General features: G+C 42.5%; 13 protein-coding genes and 1 other RNA gene. 10 read left to right on the top strand and 4 right to left on the bottom strand.

The annotated features are described in order from the left end of the window. Positions 1-53: 53 nt before the first annotated feature. Positions 54-503, top strand: coding sequence for a YbjN domain-containing protein (locus AS151_RS08770; protein ID WP_139240585.1), 450 nt, complete (start codon positions 54-56; stop codon positions 501-503). 9 nt (positions 504-512) lie between these two features. Beyond that, positions 513-1,298 (top strand): biotin/lipoate A/B protein ligase family protein, encoded by a 786-nt coding sequence (locus tag AS151_RS08765; RefSeq protein ID WP_071516664.1) that lies wholly within the window; start codon positions 513-515, stop codon positions 1,296-1,298. Positions 1,299-1,904: 606 nt separating this feature from the next. Here AS151_RS08765 and AS151_RS08760 read toward each other — a convergent pair. Further along, positions 1,905-2,870, bottom strand: coding sequence for a radical SAM protein (locus AS151_RS08760; RefSeq protein WP_071516663.1), 966 nt, complete (start codon positions 2,868-2,870; stop codon positions 1,905-1,907). A gap of 318 nt (positions 2,871-3,188) precedes the next feature. Between AS151_RS08760 and AS151_RS08755 the strand changes: the two genes are divergently transcribed. Next, the gene (locus tag AS151_RS08755; RefSeq protein ID WP_139240582.1) at positions 3,189-3,392 is read left to right on the top strand and encodes a hypothetical protein; all 204 of its coding nucleotides are present in this window, start codon (positions 3,189-3,191) and stop codon (positions 3,390-3,392) included. Positions 3,393-3,702: 310 nt separating this feature from the next. Here the strand turns inward: AS151_RS08755 and AS151_RS08750 are convergent, their stop codons facing one another. Together AS151_RS08750 and AS151_RS08745 are read right to left on the bottom strand one after the other, a co-directional pair. After that, positions 3,703-5,244 (bottom strand): hypothetical protein, encoded by a 1,542-nt coding sequence (locus tag AS151_RS08750; protein WP_071516700.1) that lies wholly within the window; start codon positions 5,242-5,244, stop codon positions 3,703-3,705. Between the two features lie 254 nt (positions 5,245-5,498). Further along, positions 5,499-6,551, bottom strand: coding sequence for a DUF2207 domain-containing protein (locus tag AS151_RS08745; protein ID WP_071516661.1), 1,053 nt, complete (start codon positions 6,549-6,551; stop codon positions 5,499-5,501). 813 nt (positions 6,552-7,364) lie between these two features. Here AS151_RS08745 and AS151_RS08740 point away from each other — a divergent pair. Both AS151_RS08740 and AS151_RS08735 read left to right on the top strand, forming a co-directional pair. Then, complete coding sequence (locus AS151_RS08740; RefSeq protein WP_071516660.1) at positions 7,365-9,008, top strand: ATP-binding protein; 1,644 nt, start codon at positions 7,365-7,367, stop codon at positions 9,006-9,008. Positions 9,009-9,195: 187 nt separating this feature from the next. Further along, positions 9,196-10,218: a sulfotransferase gene (locus AS151_RS08735; RefSeq protein ID WP_084639468.1), complete on the top strand. Its 1,023-nt coding sequence runs from the start codon at positions 9,196-9,198 to the stop codon at positions 10,216-10,218. A gap of 103 nt (positions 10,219-10,321) precedes the next feature. On the opposite strand, the gene AS151_RS08730 is transcribed toward AS151_RS08735, so the two are convergent. Then, the gene (locus tag AS151_RS08730) at positions 10,322-10,924 is read right to left on the bottom strand and encodes a methyltransferase domain-containing protein (RefSeq protein ID WP_071516658.1); all 603 of its coding nucleotides are present in this window, start codon (positions 10,922-10,924) and stop codon (positions 10,322-10,324) included. A gap of 399 nt (positions 10,925-11,323) precedes the next feature. Between AS151_RS08730 and hpsE the strand changes: the two genes are divergently transcribed. From hpsE to hpsA, 5 genes are all read left to right on the top strand, one after another. Continuing rightward, positions 11,324-12,268, top strand: a complete 945-nt coding sequence (gene hpsE, locus AS151_RS08725) for a hormogonium polysaccharide biosynthesis glycosyltransferase HpsE (RefSeq protein WP_071516657.1) — start codon at positions 11,324-11,326, stop codon at positions 12,266-12,268. A 50-nt stretch (positions 12,269-12,318) separates the two neighbouring features. Beyond that, the gene (locus AS151_RS08720) at positions 12,319-13,359 is read left to right on the top strand and encodes a glycosyltransferase family 2 protein (RefSeq protein ID WP_071516656.1); all 1,041 of its coding nucleotides are present in this window, start codon (positions 12,319-12,321) and stop codon (positions 13,357-13,359) included. A gap of 28 nt (positions 13,360-13,387) precedes the next feature. Further along, an RNA gene (gene rnpB / locus AS151_RS08715) (RNase P RNA component class A) lies at positions 13,388-13,773 on the top strand. A gap of 103 nt (positions 13,774-13,876) precedes the next feature. After that, positions 13,877-14,113, top strand: coding sequence for a 50S ribosomal protein L28 (gene rpmB, locus AS151_RS08710; RefSeq protein WP_071516655.1), 237 nt, complete (start codon positions 13,877-13,879; stop codon positions 14,111-14,113). A gap of 367 nt (positions 14,114-14,480) precedes the next feature. Continuing rightward, positions 14,481-19,037 carry a hormogonium polysaccharide biosynthesis protein HpsA gene (hpsA, locus tag AS151_RS08705; protein ID WP_071516654.1) on the top strand — a complete coding sequence of 1,519 codons (4,557 nt, stop codon included), beginning with the start codon at positions 14,481-14,483 and terminating at the stop codon, positions 19,035-19,037. The last annotated feature ends 39 nt before the right edge of the window (positions 19,038-19,076 follow it).

The raw sequence follows: 19,076 nt of genomic DNA, 5'->3' as shown, positions 1-19,076 counted from the left end.
ACTCTATAAAAGAGGGGAGATTTATGGCAAGCGCGCAGGAAACTTCCACCAACATGTATGACGACGAAAATTTGAACGAAGAATTGGAAGTCGTCAACTACGTAGACGAAATCGAAACCGTCATTGCCAGCATGGCAGCCGACCAAAAATACATGACAGGTCAAAGCGAAAGCGGCGACCATGCCTGGAAATTTAAATACGGTACTGTAGAAGTATACGTGCGACTGACCGGCGAAACGGAAGAAGATGTTCTCAGCGTTTGGTCTCCGGTTTTGACGTTGCCTGCCAACAAAGAAGCCGAACTGTTTCGTCGCTTGTTGGAGCTAAACTGGTCGAGTACTTTAGAAGCTTGTTACGCTCTGTTTGACAATCAAATTGTTGTCTTGTCGTCTCGCACAGTTGCCGATTTGAATCCGGGAGAAATTTCTCGGGCAATTACCATTGTAGCCACCATTGCCGACGACATGGACGAACCACTGCAAGAAGAATTTGGCAAAGCGTAAATCTGTTTCATGGCGCAAAAACCCTCTGTTTGGCGTTTGATTCCTTGGTTGAAAGCCTCCGGTCAGGTGCAAATGGCAATTGACCGGTGGCTTTTGCAGCAGCAAATTCAGGGTAGTAGCATGCCGACGCTGCGGTTTTATACCTGGTATCCACCGACGATTTCTTTGGGATACCACCAACGGTATTGGGATCGAGCGTGGAACGATATTCTTTATGAAGGGATTCCTTTGGATAGCGTGCGGCGACCCACCGGCGGTCGTGCTGTTTTGCATCAGGGTGATTTAACCTATGCTGTTGCTGTTCCCAGTATGGAAGGCAAAACTATGGAAATTTACCAGCATCTTTGTGAGTTTTTGATAGCTGGTTGGCGATCGCTTGGTGTATCTTTAGAATACGGACAAGCAGGGCGCAATTACATTCGCAACGATAACTGTTTTGCCACCAGTACGGGTGCCGATTTGGTATTGGAAAACGGCGCTAAATTTATTGGCAGTGCCCAGGTGCGCAAGGAAACATCGGTTTTGCAGCACGGTTCCATGCTGTTAAATCCCGATAAAGAGTTATTTGCAGAAGTTTTTGGACAAGATGCTATTGCTTCGCTTCCTGATTGGAAATTTATCGTTTCTCATGCCGAATCTCTGAAATCGAAAAGTTTTGAGAATGCGATCGCGATCGTTATCGACGCACTAACATCAGCCGCTGCCCGTTCTTTTGGTATAGAATTGGTGACGCAACCTTTATCAGAATCAGAATGGGTGGAAATTTTCCAATGGCAAACGCAATTCGACCGGTAGGGCAATCCCCCGTGCTTGCCCTTTTTGGGAATAACGCGATCGCTGACAACATACGAACACTGTACTAAAATATAGAGAGGCAAACACAGTCTGGATTGACTCTGGATATTGATTTTTCCGGTTCATCCGCGCTGCGAAGACCCGAATTCCTTGTAGTTTTCTCCTGCTACTTCTAGGTAAAATTTGGTTTTTCCCCGACATGGGGCAAGTAATTAATTGGTCTTTGGGAAACGAAAGAAAAAAGTGAAATTTTTTTCCACAATCTCCCCAAATATGGTATTTTGTTAGTAGACACTTTTAAATAATGGGAATAGATGCGATTTTCAAAACAAAGCCACTATTCCTATTATTTAGATTATAGGTCAAAATTCTCCCAAAATCAATCCCCAGTCGCCAAAAAATTTCATACGGCATCCGACATAGATAAACCGCGAAAGTGTCGCCACGTGAATTGGGGGCAACCACAGGGGGATTGCCCCTACAAAGGGGGCAACCACAGGGGGATTGCCCCTACAAAGAATTGCAATTTTTCATATCGAATTTGGTATCACTTGCCCCATTGTGGGATTTCAAAGGCAAAATCTGCGGAATGGGGGATGAAAATACTTAGCTAGTTATTTTTCGAGCCAAAAACTCGCGAATATAGCTGCTGGCATTTAAAAACCAATATTTATCGAACCCTTTGAAAAAGCTAGGAACCAGAGAACACCAAATGGTGCATCCTTCGCAAACTGGTAATTTTCCTTGAAGCTGGCGGTGTTTTTCCACAGTTGCCGATTGCCGATACAAATCGTAAAGATTGCCTTCGATGGGCAGGGAATCTTGGGCAAAATGGTAACAAGGTAGCAGCAGTTGGTTATCTGGGGAAATCGCGATCGCGGCATCGATGGCTTTGCAGCGGGGATTTTCGGTATCGTTGCCACCAGCTTGAATAAACGCCAACGCCGCACGGTTGTAGCCGACATTGGGAAACTTGCGGGCAATGTTCGCGATCGCATCTACAATATCGCCAGTGGGATTTTTGCTAGCATCGTAGGATTCGTGGGCAGTAAACGCGGGATTGAGCCAAACCCGCACCCCCAACTCCCGTGCCAAAGTCGCCACATCTGCCAAATTTTGGTAGTTTTGTGCGGTTACCGTATGGTTGAGAACGGGATATTCCCCCAAATCTCGGGCAATTTTTACCGATTCAATCACTTTATTGAATAGCGGCACTCCCCGTGATTGGTTGTGGGTGGTGGCATCGGCACCATCGAGGGAAAAATTGAGAAAATCCACCAAACCTTGCATTTCTCGTGCTTTTTGGGGATAGAGCATGGTATTGGTGGTCAAGCTGGTGGCAAAACCCAGTTGTTTGGCTTGGGCATAAATATCGGCTACATCCCGCCGCAACAGGGGTTCTCCCCCGGTAAAATCTACATATTTTACTCCCAAACGCCGCAAATCTCGCAAATTATCCCGAATGGTTGCCAAATCGGCTTCGGGAGGTGCCGGTTGTTGCCAGATATTGCAAAAATGACAGCGGGCGTTGCATCTGTAGGTTAAATAGTAGTTGGCAACGAGAGGAGCCATAAGGTTTTTACTAATGCTAGTGGTGGATCCTCTGTTGATTGTTTCTCCGATCGCGATCGCTGTCAACTCCCCTTGGGCTTTAGATTGACAAAATTCCCGATTGGTGGTACACTAATTATATAGAATTTTTTATAAGTTCCTGGTGCAAAGGAAAATTTTTTCCTTCCTGCCCGTTCGGGGAAACAGCAGTTTTTGCGGACGTTTCGCTCAAACATCTAGGCAGGGCAAAAATAGTAGAAATATTTGCGGGCAGGTTAGATGTTTGGGTTGGAGTGTCCCATTCAACTCCCCCTTTTTTACAGCGAGTCTCCTCGCTCTATGTATATTATACCTCAAAAATCCAATTTTGACGAGTCGTTGCGATCGCTGTTAGAAACGCCGGCGAGGTTGCCAGCGGCGATCGCTATTTTCCGTACAAGCAGATCCCTACCAGAAGAATCTGGTTCTGGCTGGAGAGAAGGTTCTCGACGCGCTACTTCCTTTTCCTTAATCCTTCCCGGACGGGAACAGAAAAAAATTTGACAAAATGAGATGATATTGGTATCTTAAAAGAATAACAAGTCTGGCTTAGCTAGGAAGCCAATTTTCCTTCATTTCTTTTTTCAAAATCAAAAAGGGAAATTTTTCAAACCCCCTAGCGGAGGGGAAGGTTCTATTCGAGGTTCCTTCGCTCAAACACCTAGGCAGGGCAAAAATAGTAGAAATATTTGCGGGCAGGTTAGATGTTTGGGTTGGAGTGTCTCATTCAACTCCCCCTTCTTTACAGCGAGTCTCCTCGCCCTATGTTATTATACCTCAAAAATCCAATTTTGACGAGTCGTTGCGATCGCTGTTAGAAACGCCGGCGAGGTTGCCAGCGGCGATCGCTATAATAATTGGTAATCACCGAATTATCGTGGGTATTGATGCTAACCTCCTGCAACGCCAAATCAGCAGGGAGTTGAAACAAACTAGGAAGCAAACTCGGGGTGAGAAACTGAGTTTTGACCGGAAAAGCCTCTGCATTGATTTGGGAAAAATCAAATGGCTGTGGCGTTGCCACCACAAATCCCCAAATTCCCAAACTGGGAACACTGGCTGTGTAGGGATAAGTAACAAATCCAGTCGCTTCTAGAGTTTTGGCAATGCAGGAAAATACCTTTGGCGTGAAAAACGGATTGGTAGCTTGGGTAGCAAAAACGCCGGTTGGCGATAAGCGATCGCGCACTGCCTGGTAAAATTCTCGGGTATAGACTTCGCTATTGCTTTGGCTGTCGGGTTCGGGAAGATTGGCAATAACGAGATCGAATGTAGATGCTGGCGGTGAAAGAGCATTTATTGTATCAACGTTGGTTTCGCCGTAGCGAATTTCCACCCGTGGGTCGTTCAAAACGGAATGATGGGTTTGCCGTAGGGGAGCATAGTTTGTGGCTACCTCAACCATCGCCGAATCGCGAACCATCAAGATAACCTGCTCTACCGATTCCCACTTCAAAATTTCTGATAGTGCCATGCCAGTTCCCCTTCCCAGCAACAAAACTCGCTGGGGAGATTTGGCAGCAATGGCGGCTGGATGGATGAGGGATTCGTAGTAGCGATAAGCGTCGGAGGTGGAAAACTGCAAATCGCCATCGATATACAATCGCAAGTCATCCCGTTCGCGGGTTAAGGCGATATCGTAGGAATTGGCGGCAATTTTGCGCACTACCGGCATATTGTAAGGATTTTTGCTTATGCGATCGCTAAAAGGCAAAGTTCCCAATGCCACAGCATACAGGAAAATCCCCAGCAATCCCCCACCCAACTGCCAACGCCACTGGTAAAAAAAGGAACGAGCCACAAAAACCGCCACACCAGCCGCCAATATGCCAATCAAAGCCGCAGTGGGAAAAATATCCAACCACGGTAGCAACAAAACCGGAATTGCCAACGCAGCTAGCAACGCCACCAAATAGGAAAGGGTAAAAATTTTGCTGGTGCGATATTCATGCAGGCGTTGGAAAATTCCCAAATCAGACAACCACGCCAGTTCCCCACCTACAATTGCCCCCAAAACCAGGGTAGCCAAGCACAATCCCCACCAAAACCCAAAATCAATAGCAAACAAAGCAAACAAAGCCAACGGCAACAGACCAGCCAGCAAAGCCAACCCATAGGTCATTCCCAGAAAATATTGCAGTTGCCTTTGCCAGGTAGCCGGTTTGAGAAAAGGATAGCTGTAGTTACCCACAGCCATCGCAGCCAAAAAACCAGTTACAACCATGCCGTAAGCCAAAGCTTCGCTGCCTAGCAGGTAGCTACTCAATCTTGCTAGGAGAAATTCCGTTGCTAAAGCCGTTCCCAAAGATCCAGCTGTCGTTACTAGCAATCGGTCTTGTTGCTTGAGAGGTTTCATAATTTTTGTTTTCATGGCGAGACGTGGATTTATTTGCCAAAACCAGACCCACCACCGCGAAATCCACCGTAGCCACTTCTGCCAGAAAAGTCCATCCAAAGAAAACTACCACCTCTACTGTAACTTTGCATGCAAGAGGCGAATACAAATAGAAATAGAACGGAAAAAATAAGGAGATTAGCAAGAGATCGAGCAGACATAAGATTCCATAGAACACATCAAATATAATAGACGAAATACGAACAAGGCATGGTTTAAATGCGATCGCGACCACCATCGCCACCGCCACCACCGCCACCATCGCCACCAATAACTGTAGCTACCTTGGGATGAGTAGGGGCACCTTTTTTTGGCGAACATGCTGCCTCCAATTCTCCAAATAAATTATCTATAAAATCAGGTAATTCGGAAAACTTAATTCTCTGATTTGAGCACTTGATACACCAAGTTTGTAAATAAAAATTTTCGCTTGCTGTTTTTCTATTGGCTGGCAGTTTTTTGACGATTTCTTTTAACTTTTTATTGGTAGTAATGTTAACAGCAAAAGCATAGGGAAGGTAGGATTCTAAAAAATTTGGCGAGAGTTGTCCGTTTTTCGCTCGATCTATTTCTTGCAGCAAGTACTTTTGAAAACCAGCAACTCGGTTGAGAAGTTCTCGACCTTCTGCTGTGGGTGCTCTCAAACTACGAACAACTGGAATAACAGCCATAATTACCATTAGACTGGCAACAATCGCAGGTAGCCAAACGTTTGCCGCCACCCATCCCATAAAGACCGCTAGAAAAATAGCAGACCAAATCATGTTCTCAGATTGTTTGTATTTTGGAAAAATTGAGTCTCTTAAAGTTCTTTGTATGTCTTCTTTGAAAGCATCTTTGGCATTACAAAAATGGTTCCAATAATAATGGGATAGCTGCTTGGATTTCGGACCAATTTTTAAAACTCCTAAAATTTTTTCTTCTTCTGAGGACAAAATTGCTTTGGGAGTTCGCTTGTGCAAGATAAATCCTTGCGATTTAAAAAATAAATTCTTGTATTCGTATTTTTCGATTTGAAAACCACCTTTAATAGCTGTACTGAGAAATCCAATAAAAAATAAAGTCTGCAAATCCGTATTTCTATGAAGATAAGCTACAGCAGCTGGAGATAAATTTCCGGGTGGTTCCGTGCAGTAAACAGGAGACTGTTTGGAAAAGCATAACGTTTGCTTTGCTGATAGCCAGACGCGCCGGCATATCCAAATCCAAACCAATAAGGGAATTAAAATAAACACGAACATGACAAAAATGGTTTTCATGAAAGCCATAATATTGATTTCTATAGGCAATTTTCCAGGTTTTCAATGCTAAAGGATGCTTTTATATATCTATATCCTTGGAGCAATCGAGCAACTGTGCTCAAGCTTTCTGAGAAGTTGAGCTGGCGGATAGTTCTAGAGAGAAATGTACCATCATTTGCTATATAGGAGATATGGCTTTTACTTGGTTGCCCTTTATTTTATAACTCATACAAGCATATGGCGAACTGCGATCGCTCATTATTTGCGATTGAATAAAAAAAACATCTCGTTCGGACAGGATTACATTGTTTGCAAGCCATTTACAGAGCCTATTTTGGTAAGTTCGATCGCATCCAGCTACAGTTTGAGAGGATCCAGGTTGAAATTCCTAGATGTGCTATACTGAAAGGTATAGAAAACCATTTTTTCCAACTTGTACGATTATCCATCAGGGCAGGTCGTAAACCTTCAACTATTCCATATTTGAAGGAATATGCTTCAATTGGGTCTTGCGAGCTAGTTGTTAATCCCTATCATCTTAGCCAATTGTAGTTGTATCTGCAATCGACTCTCTATGTTTTCGCGAAAAAAAGCCGAACATCTAGACACAAGGAAGATACGGCACACAACACGAAACATTCTCAATTCTGACAATTTGAACCAAATACCCCTCTGGGGGGATTGAAAAAGGGAGCGGTTCTACAATAGATGTATATATGAAAACTGGATAGGCAAGACTTTTCTTACGATTTATTAAGAATTTTCTTATTTTCCGGACCGAATTAGATCGATTTTCGCACTACGATTGACAATAGCAAATAAATCACTGATTGGTTTTTTATGAAACGTTTGCAAAATAAGAATTGGTTCACCTTTCTATCGGCACGTCTATCTCGACGTATCGTTATTTGGATATGTATCGGTATTGTTATTATCGAAGCAGCTATTTTGCTTCCTTCCCATTACAGGCGGCAGCAAGAGTTGCTGCGCCACTTGCAGCAATTGGCAGAAACTCGCATAGAAGCGATCGCCTGCACCCATGCTAATTTATCGGCACAACAATTTTTAGAATTGTTGCAACCTAGGAATTCTAGTGATTCAACAATTGTCGGCGCGGCAATTTACAACCTCAATGGTAGACAAGTAGGAAGTTTTGGCGAACTCCCCCAACTATCTTACCAGCAGTATCAAACCACAGGAAGCGTCAAACAAAAAATCGCTCAAAGTAGACGCTACGAAACTGCCAGAATTGTGCGTATTCGGGAACAACAAAAGTATTGGTTGGTCGTGCGTCAAGATGCTACCAGTATCAAACAAGAGATGCTAGGATTTATTTGGCGGGTGGGGAGCTTGGTCATTGTTATTGCTGTTTTTGTTGCCATCGTCACTTTATTCGTTCTTAAAAATACAGTTATCGAACCGATTTTATCTTTGCAACGGGATTTCATTCGTGCTGGGGAAGCTGTACAATCCGATCGAGAAATCTCTATCTTTTCCAGCCAAACCCATCAATATCCGGATGAGTTACAAGATGCGATCGCTGCCTTTCAAAAAATGTACCAACAAGTACGCCACGCGATCGCCCAACGCAAGCAGGCAGAGAATCAATTAGAAACAACGAACGCTGAATTAGAAGCTACCTTGAGCGAACTACGGACTACTCAAAGCCAACTAATCCAAAGAGAAAAACTGGATGGTTTGGCAACGATGGCAGCCGGAATTGCCCACGAAATCAATAATGCCAACAATGCTATTTACGGCAATATTCCGTACATCCGTGAATATAGCGATACTTTTTTAGAAGCTTTAGACCGCAGTTTTGCTTCTTTAGAAAATTCCAAAATTGCCGAAACCATTCAGGTAGAGTTAGATTTAGAATACTTGCGAAAAGATTTACCGAACTTGTTACAGGAAATGCGTAGCAATGCTGAAAGAATCAGCCATATTGTAGAAGCCCTACGCTCATTTGCTAAATTAAACGAGGAGAAATTTCAATCAATTGATATTCATCAAGAGATTGACACCTGTCTGTTGTTGCTAAACCATCGCTTGAGTTCTGAAGTAAAAATTGAGAAACATTATCGTCCTATTTCTCCTATTCAATGTTGCTCAGCTCAAATCAATCAAGTATTATTTTGCCTGATTGACAATGCGTTAGACGCGATCGCTATGAAACCGAATGCTAGCGACGGTAAAATTATCATTGAAACCCAACAGCTAAGTCCCAGCTGGGTTCGTATTTCTATCCAAGACAACGGAATTGGTATCCCATCAGACATTCAAGGAAAGATATTCGATCCCTTCTTCACCAACAAGCCAGTTGGTCAAGGAACGGGATTGGGATTGTTTAGCTGCTATCAGATTGTCGTAGAAGGACATCAAGGAAAAATTTCATGCCACAGCCAGCCACAACAAGGAAGTGCGTTTGTTGTAGAACTTCCCGTTACCCCACCGCAAACATGGCAGCACGAAAATTCAAAATAGAGTTATCCATCTATGGAAACAGGGTATAATGGTTTCAGCGAGAGCCATACAAAAAGTATATCCAAGACAAAAGCATTTCCCATGAAAGTTGCCAGCCTAGCGATACCGCAATCGTCATGTAAAAGATGGGTTTTCAGATTTTGAATAGGAGGTATTTTTCTGTTAAATAAGTATTGTATTATTTTTTATGTATACTCCTAAAAATAAAAATAAAATTAAATATCCTCTAGCGAAAAGATTGAGAGCTCAACTTAGTACATATGTGTGGAAACAGGCTGGTAAATTCGGATTGTTTTTAACAAAAAAGACAAACCTTTTTTCTCCTCCTAACACGGAAGAACCAACGATATTGGTTGTTTCTTTACCTCGTAGTGGTTCTAGCTGGGTAGGTGATGTATTGAGTAGCGCATCAAACGTACGATACTTGCGAGAACCTATCACCCAAAGTCGTCTCAATTTCAGCAATCGCCGACCTACTATTGTTGGCATCGATCCAAAAACACCACCAAAAGATTATCAAATATTTGCCGATCTGGCATTTCATGGATGGCCAACTTTCCGTGGTGAAATTGTTGGTGGTCGTCGGCAAGATTGGATTTCTCAGGAAAAGAGTTATCATGTAGTTATTAAGGAGGTAAATCCTTGTGCTTTAGAATGGTTTATCAATAGGTACCAACCATATATAATCTTTTTAGTACGGCATCCTGCAGCTGTAGCCCTTAGCTTTGCCCGTTTGGGATGGTTTGAGGAAAATGCTTTTTCTCGTTTTTACGATCGCTTGACCCACCAACAGAAAAATTTGGTCCAGCAGCAGTTAAAACGTCAAATTTCTCAAAATCCGTGGGAACAATATGGTGCTTTACAAGGTGCAGCTTTACAAATTGCCTCAATGGCTTTGCAAGAATATCCCAACCATAAAATTGTTCTATATGAAAACTTATGTTTGGATCCCATATCAAATTTTCAGCGTCTCTTTTCATTTGCTGGCTTACAATGGGATAAAAACGTTGAGGGAAAGATTGCTAGTAAAAGTTATTCATCCCCTCAAGATAACGATCCATACAGCACTGCACGATACAGTGCCCAAATGTATCAAGCCTGGAAACAAAAAATGACCCCAGAAACGCTGGATGCTATTAAAACTGGATTTTTCTCCTTTTCAATTCCTTTTTACACAAGCGATCGCGACTGGAATCTTGAGGAAGTTTGAGGAGTCACTGTAAAACTTGCAACATGTTAAACTAGCAATGAAAACAATATGTTGATGTTTTCACAATTTTTAAAATGGTTCAATAATATGAAGACCATTGTTGTTATTTTTCAAGAACGAAAAAATAATGATACGGTTGGAGTTTATCTTGATATTGTCTTCGGATTTTAAGTCCCGTTTGTTCTAAAGAACGAACAATACGTTTTTTCGGATATCCTTTTAGTCCAATTTCCCAGTAATGTTCGTCATCTACCAGTGGTTTCGTACTCCAAAACTTAGGGATTTGAAGCATAACTCCTCGAAAATCTCGATTAAAGGAAGAACGAAAATTAAGCGATAAATATTCGCTACTATAAGGAAGAGATATAACTAAAAATTTGTTTGTTGCTTCTGCTAATTTTTTGATTGCTTTTTCAAAATCTTCATAAGGAATATGTTCGAGTACTTGAAATACAACAATTGCATCAAAAGTGTTTTTAGGAAGCTCAAAATCACTTTGTAAATCTAGGATCATATCTGGATTTAATGTAGAATCAAAATCGGCTCTTGTTACTTGATAACCTTCTAAGGAAAGAATATTTGAAAATAAAGAATTGAAAACTCCTACTTCTAAAATTGTTGTCACTTTTTTTCCTAAAGCGTTAATTATCCTCTTTTGGTTGTAATAACTTATCATTCTAGGTTTGCTTAGATATTCATTTGCCATGATTTTCCAACTCCTTAAATGAACGCCATCAAAGATCGTTACAATCTTTGTATATTTTTTTTACTACAATTTTAACCATATAAATAAATCACCCAATACCAATTTTAATTTTTATTATTCATTAAAATTACTTTTCTTCTTTGCATATAATCATATAAGGGAATTATAAAGCTTTTTATGTTTAAGGCAATCGCTCTAGAGTATAATATAGTAGGTATGATATTAACATAAAAATATAGCATCTACTAGCGCTACTGGTACAGCTTTTATTGGTTGTTACAATTTTTGTCGCAATTGCATATAATTTTATTTTAAGTGGCGTTTGTGTTTGAGAAAATTTTAAAAAGTTTAGAAAAATTTACATGTAGTTTCCCGATCTTGATTTAAGAGCCTGTAGTTATGGTGGATTTCACAGTCGCTATTCCAACTTACAACGGAGCAACAAGGTTTCCGCAAGTTTTGCAAAAACTGCGATCGCAAACCAGTACCGAAGATATTGCTTGGGAAATTTTAGTCGTAGATAACAACAGCAACGACAATACAGCCGAAGTTGTCAAAGAATTTCAAAATGAGTGGCCGAACAATGTTCCATTGCGGTATTGTCGGGAAAGCAAGCAAGGACTAGCTTTTGCTAGGCAAAAAGCGATTCAAGAATCCCAAGGCAAATATGTTGGTTTTCTTGATGATGATAACTTGCCAGCAACCGATTGGGTAGCAGCAGCTTTTCACTTTGGAGAAAACCATCCCCAAGCTGGTGCCTATGGTAGTAGAATTCAGGGATTGTTTGAAACACCACCTCCAGAAAATTTTGACAAACTCAAACGTTTTCTAGCAGTTGAAGATCGTGGCGATCGCGTTCATCTTTTCGATCCTGTAAATTTACGTTTGCCTCCTGGTGCTGGATTGGTGGTACGCAAAAAGGCATGGCAAGAATGCGTTCCTGCTTCTACTAGGTTAGTCGGTAGAGTGGGTGGTTCTATGCTACCTGGGGAAGAATACGAAGTTCTTTTATACATGCATAAAGGAGGATGGGAAATTTGGTACAATCCTGAAATGGTCATTCAACATAAAATGTCAGCTTCACGTTTGGAAAAGGAATATTTACTATCGCTTGCCTACAATGGCGGTTTGGTTACTTCGCGCCTTCGAGCGATCGCAGCTACAAAATTTTGGCACAAACCCTTTATTTTTCTGAAAGGTTTTTTGGGGAGTTTTCGTCGATGGATTATGTATGTATGGAAACATCAAGGAAGCTTTGGCAAGAATCTAGAAATTGATGTTGAGCGAAAATTTCTTTGGAGTAGCTTTTTGAGCTACATCTATTATTTGCGAGGTAAAATATAAAATAAAGGTGATATCGATCGCTATACGACAATAAAAAATGGATATTGGTTATGAATTTTTTGCTACAAAATAAAAATATAAAAGACAAGCTTTCTTCGATAAAGCGCCAATTTATCAAAAGAAAAGGATACTTAAAAACAAAATGGAATACCAAACATATTTACGGGTATAAAAGAATAGAACGAGAGCAATTAGACTGTATTGTGATTTGTATTGTTAAAGATGCTGAAAAATATATAGATCGATTTATTCAACATTATTTAGAAGCGGATTTCAAGCATATTATATTCATGGATAATGGTTCAACCGATCGCACTATAGAGATTGCGTCTCAATACGATCGGGTGACAATTTTGCGTTGTTTGCTTCCATTTCGTAAAAATAAATATAATATGTTGCAATATTTAATTCATAAATATTCTTTTAATTGCTGGTGCCTTATAGCAGATTGCGATGAATTTTTTGATTATCCTTATTCCGATCGAATTTCTTTAAAAGACTTTGTTAAATACCTAGAAAACAATCAATATACGGCTGTTTTGAACCAAATGTTGGATATGTATCCCGAACATCCTATATCTTCGGATATGGAGGAAAATCAATATATTAAATCGCATTATTGGTTTGACATAGATACAATTGAAAAAAGAGATATACCTCCTGGATTGGAAAATGAGATTGATTTTAATTCAGTGAAATTGCATTATGGTGGTGTCAGAAAAAGAATTTTTGATGTTCTTCCATTGATTTCCAAATTTTCTTTAATCAAACCCAACCCAAAACTCTATATGGTCAGGCTTCATTTTGTTAGTTGGGCAAAAGTAGCTGATTTTAATTGCGTTCTTTATCATTATAAATTTATAGGAAATTTTTACCAGAAAGTTAAGCAAGCCGTTGCTAGCGGACAATACTACAACAACTCGGCTGAATACAAAAGTTATAAAAATACGCTACAAAAAAATCCATCCTTAAATTTGTACTGCGAAGGACATTCTATCAAACTTCAAGGTACCGAACAGTTGGTCAATCTCGGTTTTTTGCAGGTTAGCGATCGCTACAAACAATATGTATTTGAAAACCAGAAAACATAGCAAGTAAATGATATAATGAAGCTGAGGAGAAAGTAGGCGAGGCAGTTGCAGGGTGGTTAGCAAACGACCCTGAGGAAAGTCCGGGCTCCCAAGAACCAGACGGCTGGGTAACGCCCAGTGCGCGCGAGCGTGAGGAAAGTGCCACAGAAACATACCGCCTGCTGTTTGTGGCTGTGTCCGCAGCAAGCAGGTAAGGGTGCAAAGGTGCGGTAAGAGCGCACCAGCAGCGTCGAGAGGCGCTGGCTCGGTAAACCCCCGTCGGGAGCAAGGTCGAAGGAGCTATGGTTGGTTCTTTACCGGCTCCGCTATTTGGGCACCGCTTGAGGTGTCTGGTAACAGGCACCCCAGATAGATAACTGCCTCCCTGGCAAGTAGCTAGGGAAACAGAACCCGGCTTACGTCCTACTTTCTCCTCAATTTATTATTGATGGCTATAGCAAAAATTTGGCGATCGCTCGATCGGGCGGCTAGTTTTTTCGCTACAATGGGGTGTCTAGCGTACTTTGTGGAGGAATATATGTCTCGTAAATGCCAGCTAACTGGAAAGAAAGCCAATAACGCCTACCAAGTTTCCCACTCCCACCGCCGCACTAAGAAATTGCAACATCCCAACTTGCAAGATAAAAGAATTTGGTGGGAAAGAGGCAAACGCTGGGTTAAACTGCGCCTATCGACCAAAGCCATGAAAACCCTAGAGAAAAAGGGATTGGAAGCCATGGCGAAAGAAGCTGGTATCGACTTAAACAAAGTATAGGTGTGTAGGTAGAAGCGATCGCCAAAATTGCAGGAAAGTTTTCCTTCGCTTTGTAAAATTTTGTTTCGCTACCGTCATGGCTACAGGCTGCAAGCCTCAAAGCACATCCCTCTAGAAAAGCCATTTCTGGAGGGATTTTTTTGGATGCGATCGCTTCCCACGAGATTGTGGGTAACATATATATCAGGGTAGTTTCGAGAGTTACGTTCTTCTGTGTGCTGTTCGAGAATCGAGAAAGCAGTGTTTCATCAGGGTGTGGAAAAATTCACTGCTCGGCAAATGTACTAGCCAATCTAGAATTGGCCATCTCGGCGAAACTTCCTTGGGGTAAGCATCGATCCGTGGATTTTCTATCTATCGAGGGATTATGGCTAGGTATCGTCGTTTCCTAAATTCCCTTCAACGCTCTTTTATTGCCTTATTTTGGGCGATCGCGGGATTGTTCGTTAAGGCAGCAAAACAAATTTTTACCAGCAAAAGACACCGTTGTTGGCAACGCGATCGGGCTCGACAACGCGCTCGTTTTCACCGTTGGCAAGCAGCGGGATTTGTTTTGCCTACCACCGCCTTGATTCTGGTGGTATTGGGGTTTGTCGTAGCAGCGCTCCTAATTCGCACCTCAACCCGCATGGAAGAAGTTATCCTAGCTAGAAAAACCCAAGAGATTGAAAATGCTGCATCGCCAGCCCTCGATAGAGCAAGATCGAAGCTGGAATATATGTTTAGCGAAAACGAATCCGAGTTGCCAGCAGGATTGCCAGCTGAGAGCCGGTTAAATGGCATCATGCAAAGCGATCGCTACAACCTACCAGGGGAAACGAGAATCAATTTAGATGAAGATGCCAATACTGTAGAAAATGCTTGGGTTTACAGCGAGGGCGATACGCGCATTGCTTACTCCATCATTTTCAATACGCCAGATAGCGACGATGACAATCCTCTAGAAGATTTTAGCGAAGATGCTGTGACCAATCGGGCTAAAGCTTTGCAAGTGCGCAACAGTCCGATTTTTACGTCAAGTCAAGCCGATCGATGTGAAGTGGAAGGTGGCGGCGTACGTGTAGACGAAGGGTGGTTTCGGGATCCAGTAAGTCGGGCTGTCTTTCGCAAAAACTTCCAAATTAATGCTATTGCTCTCGTACCGCAAGAAGATGGCACAGGAGAGCTTAGCAGTGTTGGCACTATTGCGACTATCGAAATGCAACAAGATCGCAGTGCTGACCGTGGTAACAAGTGGGGTGCCTGGTTCCTCACCGACCTAGAAATTTTCCCGGGTGCCGACATGAATTGGAACGGTGCCATGCATACAGAAGGAAATCTCCTGCTAGGTGGTGGTGAGTTCAACTCTTTTTTGATTAGTTCAGAAAATTCATGCTTATTTTCTGAAGAATTTTCTGAACTTACAGCTAAAGAAACAAACAATTTTCAGGGACAATTCGGAGTAGGTCAGATCCGAGATGATTCCTATGAAGACGATAATATTACAATAGATGTACACTCCGATAACGCTCAAGGATACTCTTCTAAAGATATAAATGATAGTAATGACTCGATTAATGAGAATGCTGACAATTCTTCACCTTCAGATATATTCGTAGATCCAGTCATCTTAGCAACTCAAGATAGAGCGATCGCGCGCCACCGACAAGAGGCAAACACACCACCAAATGTTGACTGGGTAAGAGATGGAGATTGGTCAACTAGTACCTTTAACAATCGTTTATTCAACCCACAAAATAGACCAAAACCCCTCGTAGATGATATTTATCGGGCTGATAATCGGCTTGGGCCCAAAGCCTCCTATGGAAACAATAAAAAATACATTATTGGAGAAGATACATCTGATGACGGTGGAGCCGATCTATCAACCAAGAAAGCCGGTCAGCCAACCACAATTAACGAGCTAGTAAGAAACGAAAATACTGTAGAACCAACAGAACTAGGTTGGGATGGATACTGGGAACGACGCGCGCGGCGGGAAGGTTTGCGGGTTATTGTCAGCGAGCGTTTGCAGCTTGAGGACACTAGCTTAGGGATCAATCCTGAAGATATAGGCGAAGATCATATAAACAGGCAGCGAATTACCTTGCAGGATAAATTGGGAGCTGCCCAAGCAACGTTGTTTTACCATCACACTAATACAGATAGCGATGATAATATCGTTGATTTCCCGGTGGCGGCAATGGCGTCTACCGTTCATCCAGGAACTGCAGAAACGTTGAAAAGGAGTGCTACATTCGAGCAATTGTCGTTTGCCGCAGATTCCGATCTTTGGAAAGATGATACCTTTGGCGATGACAATAACGAGATCCTCATAGACTTTTTCACGGGGCGCGGGACCAATGGTTGGGAATTTAGCACCCAGTTTGATTTTAACGGGAGTACCAATTCGTTTCCATCTGATGGAAGTCCGGATGATACGCTTAGTGCTGCTTTAAACAATCTAGCCAACTTTGCTGGCGATCCAAAGGGTGCCTTTCCACCCACAACACAAGACGCGAACATTCATCCCTATCCATTAATGGTGAAATGGGGGAATTTTTCCAATTTACGGCGTGCCTTAGATTCGAGTGTGAGCATTGCCGATCGAAGCACCATTCAAAGTGCTTCCTTCATGCTAGGTATGCTAGCTTACAACATCACCTATTTGAATGCCTTCGATTATGCTAACGAAGACAATTGGGGAGATGGTTCTAGCGAAAAATTGCAAGAATTGGATAGCGAACTAGCTAATCTAGGGCTTGATGCCAGTAGTACCTCTCCAGAAGCAGCTATTTCTGCACTGAAAAGCAATGGTGGCTCTGAGACATTGCTGAAACTAGCTCGTTTGGTAGCTACCAAAGAACAGGTGGAACGAGACCGACGCCGAGACGGTAACTACAGCTGCGATCGAGACACGCTAGACACGGAAACAGGACAAAGCACGAGCGATAACGGCTTAGAACTACTATGTCCTACTGATATCAAATATCCTGCTCTCCAATATATTTTCCCGAAGAATGACGATGCGGATGATAGCGATGCTTTTGGAGAACAAGGAGATCGCGCTGACGACGATTATATCACAGACGTCAATGGAACGGGAACGAATATTTATGAAGAGCTAAAAGATGAAGAAATTGCAGAGATTGCTCTGATGCCTAAGGCTATAGCCAATTGGACGCTGCCCTATACAACAAGCATTCCCGATGTAGATTATTCAACAACTCCTCCCGACGATGATGGTTGTCCCGAAGATGCCCGTCCTAATTGCAGCCAGTACGAACTAGTTAAGCACGTTGCTACAGATGAAACCGAAAGCATGTATCGTGTTGCTTTCAAAGATTCTGCCCTATTTAACGGTCGGGAGCAGATGAGCGTTCGAGTTCTCAACATGGATCTCGATATGCTGCGCAATGGTAGCTCTGATTATAATAACGGTACTATTAATGGCGATACCTGGTTGGCGGCTGGCAATACCAGCGACACCAACCCCAAAGATGGCGGTCTTGTGTATGCATTTCGCGAAGATGCGGTACGTGAAGATGCGATCTTGCGACCAGTGCATGATGAAGACGATAGCGATACTTGGGCAGATTGCAACTCGGCAGCCGAGATTGTCAGTTGTGCTAATGATGCTACCAATCAGCACGATCCCCCTCTGGATAGCGCTACGGACATTAGTGCAAAATCTGTAGACTTTTTCCCAGATCCCGATCGTCGTCCTTATGGATTCCGCGTCAAAAATGGTGCCGATTTGCGTAGAGATGTAAACGATGATGGAACGTTAGACACTACAGATAGCGATCCCGCCTATGGCTTATCTTTGATTTCCGATCAACCTGTTTATATTCAAGGAGACTTTAATCTGCATACCGATGGTAGCGATACGCTAGAAGAATTTACAGAAACCCGCGAGAATGACTGGAGCAACTTCTACGATCGCGGAGATGAAGGACACGGAAAACTCGATACCAACTTTGCAACGGCATCTGGAGATTGGTGGCGTTATAGCGAAATTCTGAGCGATGCCGTCACTATCATTTCCAATAATTTCTGTGATGGCAGTATTGAAGACGGGATCGTTGCAACAGGATTTGAGCGCGATCAGGGGGATGCTACAAACAGCAATGATGACGATCTAGAAACTTTATTAGAAGAATTAAACCGCGGCAGCGAGCTGGAAGGCGACGTATATGGTTGCGTCGATCAAAGTTCTCACGACGGTGTAAATGATGATACTTCCTATCCAGTAACCTCCTATCTCAACCAAAATATTGGTCAGGCAGATGGTTTTGAAGATCCAACTCTATGGGATCGAGAAGTTCAAGGGGATTTGGATTCTCCAATCCAGATTGTAGCCGATGGGAATAACAACCCCCGACCGTCTTATAGCGGTGGCGCCTACCAAGAAGATTATTACAACTTTACATCTGATTGGCGAGATTTCATTCTAACAGTTGGCGAGGACGAGCAACGTGTAAATACCGTCATGATTAGCGGTCTGGTACCATCGCGCGCACAGCAGAGTTTTGGAGGACTGCATAATTTTCCTCGCTTTCTAGAAGACTGGAATCAAAGGGATTTATTCTTAGCGGGATCTTTGCTACAGCTTAGTTACAGCAATTATGCAACTGCCCCCTTCGATGCCGACCGTTGGGATCCCAATGAGGGGAATACCATCAGCAACCTTGATGATGAGGCTATTCGGTATTACGCACCTCCAAGACGCCGGTGGGGATATGATGTAGCTCTGCAATTGGTTCAACCAGGACCAGTTTCCAAGCGTTTGCTGATTCCCTCTGTCGTTCGGAATGAATATTACTCCGAACCAGAACTAGAGGATCCGTATGTGAAGCTTTTGCGTTGCGCCACTTTTGGAGACGATAGCGAGCACATCGACCCCAGTGTTGATGATAATCCAAATAGTAACTACTGTTCCTGATCTAGATCGCAAACATAGGCGAAATTGTTGCTTATCATG

Source organism: Geitlerinema sp. PCC 9228 (assembly GCF_001870905.1).
Lineage (GTDB): Bacteria > Cyanobacteriota > Cyanobacteriia > Cyanobacteriales > PCC-9228 > PCC-9228.
The sequence above is the reverse complement of the archived record's forward strand: the minus strand, read 5'-3'. Positions and strand labels throughout refer to the sequence as shown.